Here is a 12,510-nt window from a genome sequence, read left to right on the forward strand (position 1 = left end):
CAAGCTCGCTCCCACAAGGGATCTGCGGCGCACACAAATCCAATGTGGGAGCGAGCTTGCTCGCGATAGGGCCCTCAGCAACGACGCAGATCCCGAGCGGTACTTGCAACTTCCCCGACTCGCCCGCATAAATCAGGACATGAATCTGCCAATCCCGACGGACAGCGCCCTGGCAGGCTTCCACCCCGCCGTCAGCGCCTGGTTCAGCAACACCTTCCCGACGGTCACCGCCGCCCAGGCCCGGGCGTGGCCGTTGATCCGCCAGCACCGTTCGACCCTGGTCGCCGCACCCACGGGCTCTGGCAAGACCCTCACCGCATTCCTCGCGGTCATCGACGATCTGGTCCACCGCGCAATGGCCAACGACGGCCATCTGCCGGATGAAACCCTGGTGGTCTACGTTTCGCCGCTAAAAGCCTTGTCCAACGACATCCAGATCAACCTGCAAAACCCGCTGGCCGGCATCACCGAGCAGTTACGCGAGATGGGCCTGCCGCAATTGCAGATCAACACCGCCGTACGCACCGGCGATACGCCGCAAAAAGACCGCTCTGCGATGCGCAAAACCGCCCCACACATTCTGGTGACCACTCCGGAATCCCTTTACGTGCTGCTCGGTTCCGACTCCGGCCGACAAATGCTCAGTACCGCCCGCACGGTGATCGTCGACGAAATTCACGCGATCGCCGCCAGCAAGCGCGGCAGCCACCTGGCCCTAAGCCTTGAGCGACTGCAAGCGTTATGCGCACAACCGCTGATGCGGATCGGCCTGTCTGCCACGCAAAAACCCATCGAAGCCGTCTCGCAATTTCTGGTTGGCCGTGATCGCGCGTGCGAAATCATCGACATCGGCCACGCCCGCCCGCGGGATCTGGACATCGAAGTGCCGCCCGTGCCGTTGTCGGCGGTGATGGCCAACGACATCTGGGAACTGGTCTACGACCGCCTCGCCGCCCTCGCCCGCGAACACCGCACCACACTGATTTTCGTCAACACCCGACGCCTCGCCGAACGCCTGAGCCGTCACTTGAGCGAACGCCTCGGCAAGGAGGCGGTGGCCGCCCATCACGGCAGTCTGGCCAAGGAGTTTCGTCTCGACGCCGAACAGCGCCTCAAGCGCGGCGACCTGCAAGTGCTGATTGCCACGGCGTCCCTGGAACTGGGGATCGATATCGGCGATGTCGACCTGGTCTGCCAGATTGCCTCGCCGCGTTCGATTGCCGGGTTTCTGCAACGGGTCGGCCGCTCCGGGCACCAGGTCGGCGGCACGCCCAAGGGCCGTTTGTTCGCCACCACCCGCGACGACCTGATCGAGTGCGCCGCCCTGCTCGACTGTGTGCGGCGCGGCGAACTCGACACCTTGCTGATCCCCAAGGCACCGTTGGACGTGCTGGCCCAGCAAATTATCGCCGAGGTCAGTTGCCAGGAATGGCAGGAGCAGGCACTGCTGGAGATGTTCCGCAACGCCTCGCCCTACCGCAAACTCGACGAAAAACACTATCAAGCGCTGCTGCAGATGCTCGCCGAAGGCTACAACGGTCGCCTGGGCATCCGCAGCGCTTACCTGCACCGCGACGCCGTGACCCGCACACTGCGCGGGCGCCGGGGCGCAAAACTGACGGCCGTGACCAGCGGCGGGACGATCCCGGACAACGCCGACTACAGCGTTTTACTCGAACCCCAAGGGCTGAACATCGGCAGCGTCAACGAAGACTTTGCGGTGGAAAGCATCGCCGGGGATGTCTTCCAATTGGGCAACACCTCCTACCGAATTCTGCGGGTCGAAACCGGCAAGGTCCGGGTCGAAGACGCGCAGGGCCAACCGCCGACCATTCCGTTCTGGCTCGGCGAAGCGCCGGGACGCAGCGCTGAACTGTCGTTCGCCGTGGCGCGCCTGCAAGCGCAACTCGATGAGCTGCTCGGCGCCACGCCCGGTCACTTGCAGCCCGCGATCGACTGGCTGACCGACACCCTCGGTCTGAACCTCGCCAGCGCCGAACAATTGGTCGATTACCTGGCCCGTGCGCGCCTGACATTGGGCGCCCTGCCGTCACAAGACACGCTGCTGATGGAGCGGTTTTTCGACGAGTCCGGCGGCACGCAATTGATCATCCACACGCCATTCGGTAGCCGCATCAACCGCGCCTGGGGCCTGGCCCTGCGCAAGCGTTTTTGCCGCACCTTCAACTTCGAATTGCAGGCCGCTGCCAGCGAAGACGCTATCGTGCTGTCGCTGTCCACCAGCCACAGTTTTGAACTCGATGACGTTTGGCGCTATTTGCACAGCAACAGCGCCGAGCACACCCTGATTCAAGCCGTGCTCGACGCGCCACTGTTCGGCGTGCGCTGGCGCTGGAATGCCGGGGTCGCTCTGGCGCTGCCGCGCTACAGTGGCGGCCGCAAAGTCCCGCCGCAGATCCAGCGGATGAAAAGCGAAGACCTGATCGCCAGCGTGTTTCCCGATCAGAGTGCCTGCGTGGAAAACCTCGCCGGCGAACGGGAAATTCCCGACCATCCACTGGTGGAACAAACCCTCGACGATTGCCTGCACGAGGCCATGGACAGCGAAGGCTGGCTGGCGTTGTTGCGGCGCATGGAACGTGGCGACATCCGCTTGATCAGCCGCGACCTGCCGGCGCCCTCGCCGCTGGCAGCGGAAATTCTCAGTGCCCGGCCCTACACCTTTCTCGACGATGCGCCGCTGGAAGAACGCCGCACTCAAGCAGTACTCAACCGTCGCTGGAGCGATCCGCAGTCCACCGATGACCTCGGTGCGCTGGATGCGGAGGCGATTCAAGCCGTGCGCGAGGAAGCCTGGCCAACGCCGACTGGCGTCGATGAAATGCATGAAGCGTTGATGAGCCTCGCGTGCATCACCGACGCCGAGGCCCAGGCCCATCCAGACTGGCTCGATTGGCTGAACGCCCTGGCCGACAGCGGTCGCGCCAGCCGCTTGCAAGTCAATGCAGGGCAAGCGCTGTGGTTGGCACTGGAGCGACTGACCTGCCTGCAAGCGATTTATCCACAAGCGATTTTGCAGCCACCGTTGGAGGCGTTGCCCGGGTTCGATGAAGTCTGGACGGCGGACGAAGCGGTGCTCGAAGTGATTCGTGCGCGGCTCAGCGCGTTCGGTCCGTTGCCGCTGAGCGCGATTGCCGAACCGCTCGGTTTACCGGCAACTCAAGTCACCCAGGCGTTGGCGCAACTGGAACGCGAAGGCTATGTGCTGCGCGGTCAATTCACGCCAGGCACGGCGGAGGAAGAATGGTGCGAACGGCACCTGCTGGCGCGAATTCACCGCTACACCGTCAAGCGTCTGCGGCGGGAAATCGAGCCCGTGGCGTTGCAGGATTTCATGCGTTTCCTGTTCGACTGGCAGCACCTGTCCGCCGCGACCCAGGGTCAGGGCAGCGCAGTATTGCCCGCGATAGTCGGTCAGTTCGAAGGCTACCCCGCCGCCGCTTCAGCCTGGGACAGCGATATTTTGCCGGCGCGAATAAAAGACTTTTCAGCGAGTTGGCTGGATGACCTGTGCCGCAGCGGCAAGCTGGTATGGACTCGCCTGACCGCGCGCAACAAGAGCGCCAGCACGGCGCTGCGCAGCACACCGATTCTGCTATTGCCGCGCAGTCAGGTCGGGTTGTGGAGCGGATTGACCGAGCAGACGCCGGCCAGCGAACTGTCGCCCAAGACGCAAAAAGTCTACGAAGCCCTGAGCCAACACGGCGCGCTGTTTTTCGATGAGCTGACTCACGAAGCCCACCTGCTGCGCTCGGAACTGGAAATCGCCTTGCAGGAACTGGTCGGTGCCGGGTTGGTGAACGCCGACAGCTTCGCCGGTCTGCGAGCGCTGATCACCCCGGCCAGCAAACGCCAGAATCGCAGCAGCCGACGCGGGCGCGGCGCGTTTGTCGGCGGGATGGACGATGCCGGGCGCTGGGCCTTGCTGCGACGCGGGACGCAAGCTCCGGTTGTGGAGAACAAACGTCCGGCACCGACGCCGACCGACACCCTTGAACATATCGCCAAGACCTTGCTCCGGCGCTACGGCGTAGTGTTCTGGCGCTTGCTGGAACGTGAAGCGGATTGGCTGCCGAGCTGGCGGGAATTGCTGCGCACTTTCCATCGGCTGGAAGCTCGAGGCGAGATTCGCGGCGGAAGGTTTGTCAGTGGCTTGGCCGGTGAACAGTTTGCGTTGCCCGAGGCCATTCCATTACTGCGCGAGGTGCGGCGACGGCCGCATGACGGGAGTTTGATTGCCGTGTGCGGGGTTGATCCGCTGAACCTCGCCGGGACGCTTTTACCCGGAGCGAAGGTGCCGGCGTTAGCGAGTAATCGATTGGTGTATCGCGATGGTCTGCCGGCCGCTGCCGAGATTGCCGGCAAGCAGATTTTTTGGCTGGAGCTGGATCAGCAATCAACTGCCGAACTGCACAACAAACTCACCCGACATTGATGTTTTCCGGGCTGGCCTCATCGCGAGCAAGCTCGCTCCCACAGGGGAATGCGATCCAATGTGGGAGCGAGCCTGCTCGCGATGAGGCCATCAGCCCCAACACAAATCATTGAGTGCGCGGCTGATCCGGCAGGAACACCGATGAATGCTCCGATGCAAGCCCATCGCTTTGCAGCGGCTCAACAGCCTGCCGGGGCATCAAAACCTGCTGTGGATAAGTCTGCGCGAAATGCACCCACGGGCTGTTATCCACAAGCTTTTTCAAACGCTGGTTGAACGCCCGACTCACTGCGTATTGCCCTCCCGACACGGTGCGGAACTGTGCCGTCAGCACCACGCCGTTCAGGTCCATCTTGTCGACACCAAACACATCCAGCGGCCCTTGCAGGTTGTACTTGAGGAACGCATCGTCGCGGATCGAATCCCCGGCCTCGCGGATCAACTCGATAGCCTTGTCGACATCGGTGTCGTAAGTGAACTGCACCGAGAAAAATGCATAGGCGAATTGCCGCGATTGATTGGTCACGGCCTTGATCTGACCGAACGGCACCGAGTGTACAAACCCCTTGCCGTCGCGCAGGCGCAAGGTGCGGATGGTCAGTCCTTCGACGGTGCCGGCGTGGCCAGAGTCGAGCACCACCCAATCGCCAATCGACAACGTGTCTTCGATGATGATGAACAACCCGGTGATCACGTCCTGCACCAGTTGCTGGGAACCGAATCCGATGGCCAGCCCTACGACACCGGCACCGGCCAGAAAGGGAGCAACGTTGATCCCCAGATTAGCCATGGTGGTGATAGCGCAGATCACCACCAGGATGATTTTGATCGCGTTGCGCAGCAGCGGCAGGATGGTTTTGATTCGGGTACTGGGCTGGTGCGCCGAGCGTTTGCTGACGGGTGGCTTCAGGGCTTCCTGAATCGCCGTGTCCAACACCACCCAGACCATCCAGGTCACCAGGAAAATCAAACCGATACGGCTCAGGGAATCGCTGATCGCCCGGCCGACCGAATTGCTCACCGCAAACTCGAACAGCGACACACCCCAGATGCGCCCCAGGACATCAATGAACACAATCGCCAGGGCGATGCGCAGCAACGCGTGCGAAAGGCTGAGGAAACGCTCTTTGTAGGCACTGCTGCGGCGCACGACCAACTCACTGCGCGACTTGAACAGGTGATGCAGCGACGTGCTGAGAAACACCGTCGCAATCAACAACACCGTGGTAAACAGCGCACAGCGCAGTACTTTCTGGTTGTCATCGCCAATGCCGATCAGGTTGATCACCGACACCAGCACCATCAACAGAATCGGCCAGTACCAGAGCCCGGAAAAGATCCTCAGCATTTCACGCACGGCTGGCTGACTGAGGCGCTGGGACAACGGCAAAATGCGGATCAGATGGGCGACCGGACGGCGCATCTTGATCACCAAAATGCCAAAGGTGACCGAAGCCGCCACCCCAGTGAACACCGCGACACTGCTGGTGAGATTGCCGCCAAGCAGGCGGGCGATTTGCGGGCTGGTCAAGGCGTCGCTCAGCGCCACGAGGAAGCCCATCAAAAACAGCGGTCGTGGGCTGTGCTGACGAATAATCTGCACCGCCCGGCGCTTGTGGCCGGCGTTGAACAGCACCACCAGCGACAACAGCAACGACGCGGCGAAAATGCCGCTGCTGGTGGCGTAAGCGAAACACAATGCCAGCGCCCGACCGGCGGACACTTGCAAAAAGTGGCTGACATAAAGTGTCAGCGGCAAGCTGACCAGCGCCGGAACCGTGTAGGGCAACACATAACCGAGTAACGCCTGACCGCGCTCGCGAGTGAGCAGCAGGCGGTTCTGGCACAGACGTTTGGCGAGCAGCCCTCCCAGCAGCCAGAGCAGTGCGAAGACGCCGATCCACACACCGGACAACAGCAGGAAATCCCCCGCCACGCTCCAGCTCGAACGGGACGACCGATGATTGACCAGTTGATCCACCTCAACCGCCGCCCGGTCTGCACGCAGACGCCAGGCGTCCAGCAGGTCCTCGTTGAGATCGAGTTTTCCCTGGACTTCCTCAATGCTCGAACTGATAGCACCCAGCAAACCACCCTGTACCAGCGGTTCGGGGTGGGCCAGCGGTGTCGTGGCGGCGGCCGCCGCTGGTACACCCGGTAGCGCGGCAGCCTCCAGCTCGTTGCTGCCCAGAATCAGCAACGCCCCCAGTAGTATCGCGGTCTTGAACTTGAACAAACGCGGCGCTCCTGCGAAAGGGTCTGTAAGGAACTGATCGGGAAAGTGTAGGCAAGTTCGGTTATTGGGTGAAATCAAGAGCCACCCCCTCACCCCAGCCCTCTCCCCAAGGGAGAGGGAGCCTACCGAGGTGTTCTTGGAGCTACATCGACCTGAAATATCGAGTCGAACTCAGGTTTTGAAAACAACACAAATCTGCTCCCTTTCCCCCTCGCCCCCATGGGGGAGAGGGCTGGGGTGAGGGGGTAGCTTTTGATCTTTGCGTGCGAAGCAAATATCAAATGCCCATCCCTGTATTTTTCCACACACCCCAAACCCCGACACTGCGCTCCATCAATCAATCCACCGGAGTTGCAGCCATGCCCATTGCCTTGCTCGCGCTGACCCTCAGCGCCTTCGCCATCGGGACGACCGAGTTCGTCATCGTTGGCCTGTTACCCACCATCGGCGCCGACCTCGGCGTCAGCCTGCCGTCCGCCGGCCTGCTGGTCAGCCTCTACGCATTGGGCGTTGCCATTGGCGCCCCGGTGCTGACTGCCCTCACCGGTAAAGTCCCGCGTAAAATGCTGCTGTTGTCGCTGATGGTGCTGTTCACCCTCGGCAACCTGTTGGCCTGGAAAGCGCCAAGCTACGAATCGCTGATCATTGCGCGGATCGTCACCGGCCTGGCCCACGGGGTGTTTTTCTCGATTGGCTCGACCATCGCCACCAGCCTCGTGCCGAAGGAAAAAGCCGCCAGTGCGATCGCGATCATGTTCACCGGCCTGACCGTGGCGCTGGTCACCGGCGTGCCACTGGGGACGTTCATTGGTCAGCATTTCGGCTGGCGCGAAACCTTCCTCGCCGTGTCTGCGCTGGGTGTGATCGCGTTCATCGGCAGCCTGCTTTACGTGCCGAAAAACATTGCCCACAGCAAACCGGCTTCACTGTTGCAGCAATTGCAGGTGCTCAAGCAGCCACGTCTGTTGCTGGTGTACGCCATGACCGCGGTCGGTTACGGCGGCTCGTTCATTGCGTTCACCTTCCTGGCACCGATTCTTCAGGACATTTCCGGCTTCAGCGCCAGCACCGTTAGCTTGGTGCTGCTGGTCTACGGTATCTCGGTGGCCGTCGGTAACATCTGGGGCGGCAAACTAGCGGACAAACGCGGCCCGATCAGCGCCCTGAAAATTATCTTCGCCCTGCTCGCGGCGGTGTTGTTCGTACTGACTTTCACCGCTGGCAATCCATGGTTGGCCCTGGCCACCGTACTGGTCTGGGGCGCGGTTGCGTTCGGCAACGTGCCGGGTCTGCAGGTTTACGTAGTGCGTCAGGCCGAACATCACACCCCGCATGCGGTGGATGTGGCGTCGGGTCTGAACATCGCCGCGTTCAACCTCGGCATCGCCGGTGGCGCGTGGGGTGGCGGCTTGATCGTTGCTCACATGGGCTTGATTCACACCGCATGGATCGGTGGGCTGGTGGTGCTGGTCGCGTTGGCGCTGACCATGTGGAGCGGGCGTCTTGATCGGTTGGGTCCGGTGTATGCCGAACCGGTTGAAGGCTCACAACGGATCGTCACCGGCCACTAACCCCTGTGGGAGCGAGCTCGCTCGCGATAGCGGACTATCAGTCGATTGAGATGTTGACTGACACTCCGTCATCGCGAGCAAGCTCGCTCCCACATTTGATTTGTGTGGGTCTGTTGAGCATTAACCGTCCGTAGCCCCGTCGAAACTTTCTCGCCCGCCCCGCAGTCATCAAAAGACAGGGCAGTCCGAGAACCATTAGACGGGAGGCGACATGGCGGCGATCCACATCGGTATTTCAGGCTGGCGCTACACGCCCTGGCGGGGGGATTTCTACCCAACGGGGCTGACCCACAAGCGCGAATTGCAATTCGCCTCACGGGCGGTCAACAGCATCGAAATCAATGGATCGTTTTACGCCCTGCAACGGCCCGAACGTTATGCCCAGTGGTACGCCGAAACCCCGAGGGGCTTCGTTTTCAGCGTCAAAGCCCCGCGTTTCATCACCCACATCAGGCGACTGCAGGAAATCCATAAACCCTTGGCGAATTTCTTTGCGTCCGGGGTGCTGGAACTCAAAGAAAAACTCGGCCCGATCCTCTGGCAATTCCCGCCCAATTTCAGATTCGATGCCGAGCTGTTCGAGACCTTTCTGGAGCAGTTGCCCCACAACACCGAAGAGGCCGCCGCCCTCGCCCGCCAGCATGATTCGCACGTGAACGGTCACGCCAGCATGAAGGCCTACGGAAAAAAGCCGTTGCGCCATGCCGTAGAAATCAGAAACGAGAGCTTCGTCGACCCCGCCTTCATCCGCCTGCTCAAACGCCACAATGCTGCGCTGGTGATCGCCGACACCGCCGGTAAATGGCCGTACCGCGAAGACCTCACCAGCGACTTCGTTTACCTGCGCCTGCACGGTGCCGAAGAACTCTATGCCAGCGGTTACACCCCCGAGGCGCTGAAACGCTGGGGCGACCGGATCGAGGCCTGGTACCACGGCCAGCAACCGCCCGACCCGCAGCTGATCGCGCCCCGGCAAAAGCCCAAGGCGCGCAAGTCCCGTGAGGTGTTTTGCTACTTCGACAATGACATCAAAGTCCGCGCGCCCTTCGATGCCCGCCGCTTGCTGGAGCGCTTTCATCTGGATAAAGACCTCGCCACCCGTCCCGGTGAACTGGCCGCCGAAGGAGTGCTGTCATGAGCATTTCCGAACCGGTCGGCACCACCGACGAACAGCAACCCATCATCACCTCCGTGCGCCGCTTTACCGTGCTGACGGTCAACACGCACAAGGGGTTCACCGCGCTCAACCGGCGCTTCATCCTGCCGGAATTGCGCGAAGCGGTGCGCAGCGTGTCCGCCGACGTGGTGTTTTTGCAGGAAGTCCACGGCACCCACGAACATCATCCCCAGCGCTACAGCAATTGGCCGGCGATGCCGCAATACGAGTTCCTCGCCGACACCCTGTGGCCGCAATTCGCCTATGGGCGCAACGCGGTCTATCCGGCGGGCGATCACGGCAATGCGCTGCTGTCGAAATTCCAGATCATTCGCCACGACAACCTCGACGTGTCCATCAGCGGTCACGAAAACCGCGGCATCCTGCATTGCGTACTGCGCCTGCCCGGTGACGGCCAGGAAGTGCATGCCATTTGCGTGCATCTGGGCCTTCGCGAAACCCACCGGACCGAACAACTCAAGTTGCTGGCCCAGCGCCTCGAAGAACTGCCCAGCGATGCCCCGGTGATCGTTGCCGGTGACTTCAACGACTGGCGTCAGCGTGCCGACGCGCTGCTCAAACCCAGTGGTTTACGGGAGGTTTTCGCCGAACTCCACGGCAAACCGGCGCGCAGTTTTCCAGCGCGATTGCCAGCGTTGCGCCTTGACCGCATCTATGTGCGCAACCTCAAGGCCAGCCAACCGCAAGTGCTGGCCGCGCGGCCATGGTCACACCTTTCCGACCATGCGCCGCTATCGGTGGAGATCGAGCTATGAGCAGCCCGTCGATGGAAAAAACCCATGTGGAGCACTTATCCACAACCCCGCCGGTCCGTGAGCCGGGCGTGGTCGACGTCGAATATGGCTGGCAAGGCAACAACCGCGTAGACCTGCTGGAAAACGGCGAAGCGTATTTCCCTCGGGTGTTCGAAGCCATGCGTCAGGCCAAGACTGAAATCCTGCTGGAAACCTTCATTGTGTTCGAGGACAAAGTCGGCAATGAGCTGCAGGAAGTACTGATCGCCGCAGCTCAACGCGGCGTGCGGATCACCGCCAGTCTCGATGGCTTTGGCTGCGGAGAACTGGGGACGGGATACCTCTCCGCCCTGAGCGAGGCCGGCGTGCGCATCCAGATTTTCGACCCGGCGCCCAAACTTCTGGGCATCCGCACCAACTGGTTCCGCCGCCTGCACCGCAAGATCGTGGTGGTCGACGGCACGATTGCGTTCATCGGCGGCATCAACTTTTCTGCCGACCATTTGGCTGACTTCGGCCCTGAGGCCAAGCAGGATTATTCCGTTGAAGTGCAAGGCCCGGCGGTGGCCGACATCCATCACTTCGCACTGCTGCAATGCGGTCGCCCGGCTCGCGCCAAATACTGGTGGCAACGACGCAGGCAAAGGCGCTCGGAGCTGGCGTTCACCGATCATGACGGCCAGGTTCGCCTGGTGTACCGCGACAATGGCGAGCATCCGACCGACATCGAAGAGGTTTACCGACGGGTGCTGCGCAGTGCCCGGCGCCGGGTGGTGATCGCCAATGCCTACTTCTTTCCGGGCTATCGCCTGCTGCGCGAGATCCGCAACGCGGCGCGCCGTGGCGTCGATGTGCGGCTGATCCTGCAAGGTCAGCCCGATATGCTGGCGGCCAAACTCGCCGCGCGCATGACCTATGACTACCTGCTCAAATCCGGCGTGCAGATTTACGAATATTGCGACCGTCCGCTGCACGGCAAAGTCGCGCTGGTGGATGAGGATTGGAGCACGGTCGGTTCGAGCAACCTCGACCCGTTGAGCCTGTCCTTGAACCTGGAAGCCAATGTGTTGATCCGCGATCGCGCCTTCAACCGCGACCTGTTCGAGCGCCTCGAAGACCTGAGCAACAACCATTGCAAGGTCATGTCCGCAGACAAGTCCCCGCGCGGGCGGGTCTGGCACATGACCGTCGGCTTTCTGGTGTTTCACTTTCTGCGGCACTTCCCGGCCTGGGCCGGTTGGCTGCCGGCGCACAAGCCGCGCCTGAAACCTTTTTCCCATTCCGCCGGGAGTGACACCTGATGAGCCACTCTGATACACAACCGGCGACCCACGCCGACAACCCGACCAAATCCCGCTGGAGCCGCTGGAAACGGCCGCTGACAATGCTGTTTTTCCTGGCGCTGATCGTGCTGTTCACGATGCTTGCCCAGCGCATCGAATGGGATGAAGTGTTCGATAACCTCGCCGATTTCAAGGTGCGCACGCTGATCATCGCGTCCAGCCTGACCTTGCTGAGTTTTCTGGTCTACGCCTGCTTCGACCTGATCGGCCGTACCTACATTCGCCAGGACCTGACGTGGAAGCAGATCTTGCCGGTGGGGATTATCAGCTATGCCTTCAACCTCAACCTGAGTGCCTGGGTCGGCGGCATTGCCATGCGTTATCGGCTGTATTCGCGACTTGGGGTGAACAAGGGCAATATCGCGAAAATTCTCGGGTTGAGCCTGGCAACCAACTGGTTCGGTTACATGGTGATTGCCGGTGCGGTGTTCAGCAGCGGATTGGTGCGAATGCCGCCAGGCTGGAAGCTGAGCAGCGACGCCTTGCAAGGTGTGGGCGTGTTGTTGCTGCTGGTGAGCGCGGGGTATCTGGCAGCGTGTCAGTTCTCCAAGCGACGGGAGTGGGCGATACGCGGGGTGGAAATCGACCTGCCGTCCCTGCGCATGGCAGTGCTGCAACTGGCTCTCGGGGCGCTGAACTGGTCGCTGATGGCGGCAGTGATTTTCACTTTGCTGCCGAGCAAACTGGATTACCCGCTGGTGCTTGGGGTGTTGTTGATCAGCGCGATTGCCGGGGTCATCACGCACATCCCCGCCGGGCTCGGCGTGCTTGAAGCGGTGTTCGTGGCGCTGCTGCAACATGAAGTGTCCCGAGGCAGCCTGGTGGCCGGATTGCTGGCCTATCGGGCGATCTATTTCATCTTGCCGCTACTGATTACCCTGGTGATGTACCTGATCGTGGAAGCCAAGGCCAAGTCGTTGCGGATCGAGAAGAAACCGAGGCACTGACAGCCTAATGCCGATCAGTTAAGCCAAAACGCGATCCGTAGCAGCT

At 61.5% G+C, this 12,510-nt stretch carries 7 protein-coding genes; 6 read left to right on the forward strand and 1 reads right to left on the reverse strand.

The window, feature by feature from the left end; all coding sequences use genetic code 11:
* Positions 1-139: 139 nt before the first annotated feature.
* A complete protein-coding gene (locus AC3IUE_RS28975; RefSeq protein WP_489264427.1) occupies positions 140-4,456 on the forward strand; it encodes a DEAD/DEAH box helicase in 4,317 nt (1,438 codons plus the stop codon).
* A gap of 106 nt (positions 4,457-4,562) precedes the next feature.
* On the opposite strand, the gene AC3IUE_RS28980 is transcribed toward AC3IUE_RS28975, so the two are convergent.
* On the reverse strand, positions 4,563-6,692 hold the full coding sequence (locus AC3IUE_RS28980; RefSeq protein ID WP_489264428.1) for a mechanosensitive ion channel family protein: 2,130 nt from the start codon (positions 6,690-6,692) through the stop codon (positions 4,563-4,565).
* A 359-nt stretch (positions 6,693-7,051) separates the two neighbouring features.
* Between AC3IUE_RS28980 and AC3IUE_RS28985 the strand changes: the two genes are divergently transcribed.
* From AC3IUE_RS28985 to AC3IUE_RS29005, 5 genes are all read left to right on the forward strand, one after another.
* The gene (locus AC3IUE_RS28985) at positions 7,052-8,263 is read left to right on the forward strand and encodes an MFS transporter (protein ID WP_489264429.1); all 1,212 of its coding nucleotides are present in this window, start codon (positions 7,052-7,054) and stop codon (positions 8,261-8,263) included.
* A gap of 211 nt (positions 8,264-8,474) precedes the next feature.
* The gene (locus AC3IUE_RS28990; protein ID WP_489264430.1) at positions 8,475-9,401 is read left to right on the forward strand and encodes a DUF72 domain-containing protein; all 927 of its coding nucleotides are present in this window, start codon (positions 8,475-8,477) and stop codon (positions 9,399-9,401) included.
* Complete coding sequence (locus AC3IUE_RS28995) at positions 9,398-10,195, forward strand: endonuclease/exonuclease/phosphatase family protein (RefSeq protein ID WP_489264431.1); 798 nt, start codon at positions 9,398-9,400, stop codon at positions 10,193-10,195. Before AC3IUE_RS28990 ends, AC3IUE_RS28995 begins: the two co-directional genes overlap by 4 nt.
* Positions 10,192-11,475, forward strand: a complete 1,284-nt coding sequence (clsB, locus tag AC3IUE_RS29000; RefSeq protein WP_489264432.1) for a cardiolipin synthase ClsB — start codon at positions 10,192-10,194, stop codon at positions 11,473-11,475. The genes AC3IUE_RS28995 and clsB overlap by 4 nt, the downstream gene beginning before the upstream one ends.
* Positions 11,475-12,464 (forward strand): lysylphosphatidylglycerol synthase domain-containing protein, encoded by a 990-nt coding sequence (locus tag AC3IUE_RS29005; RefSeq protein ID WP_489264433.1) that lies wholly within the window; start codon positions 11,475-11,477, stop codon positions 12,462-12,464. The genes clsB and AC3IUE_RS29005 overlap by 1 nt, the downstream gene beginning before the upstream one ends.
* The last annotated feature ends 46 nt before the right edge of the window (positions 12,465-12,510 follow it).

The organism is Pseudomonas sp. GL_093 (genome assembly GCF_057837605.1).

What these genes read in the sequence shown, in the direction of transcription:
- AC3IUE_RS28975 (WP_489264427.1), top strand. Translation starts at nt 140, where the DNA reads ATGAATCTGCCAATCCCGACGGACAGCGCCCTGGCAGGCTTCCACCCC.
- AC3IUE_RS29005 (WP_489264433.1), top strand. Translation starts at nt 11,475, where the DNA reads ATGAGCCACTCTGATACACAACCGGCGACCCACGCCGACAACCCGACC.
- AC3IUE_RS28985 (WP_489264429.1), top strand. Translation starts at nt 7,052, where the DNA reads ATGCCCATTGCCTTGCTCGCGCTGACCCTCAGCGCCTTCGCCATCGGG.
- AC3IUE_RS28995 (WP_489264431.1), top strand. Translation starts at nt 9,398, where the DNA reads ATGAGCATTTCCGAACCGGTCGGCACCACCGACGAACAGCAACCCATC.
- clsB (WP_489264432.1), top strand. Translation starts at nt 10,192, where the DNA reads ATGAGCAGCCCGTCGATGGAAAAAACCCATGTGGAGCACTTATCCACA.
- AC3IUE_RS28990 (WP_489264430.1), top strand. Translation starts at nt 8,475, where the DNA reads ATGGCGGCGATCCACATCGGTATTTCAGGCTGGCGCTACACGCCCTGG.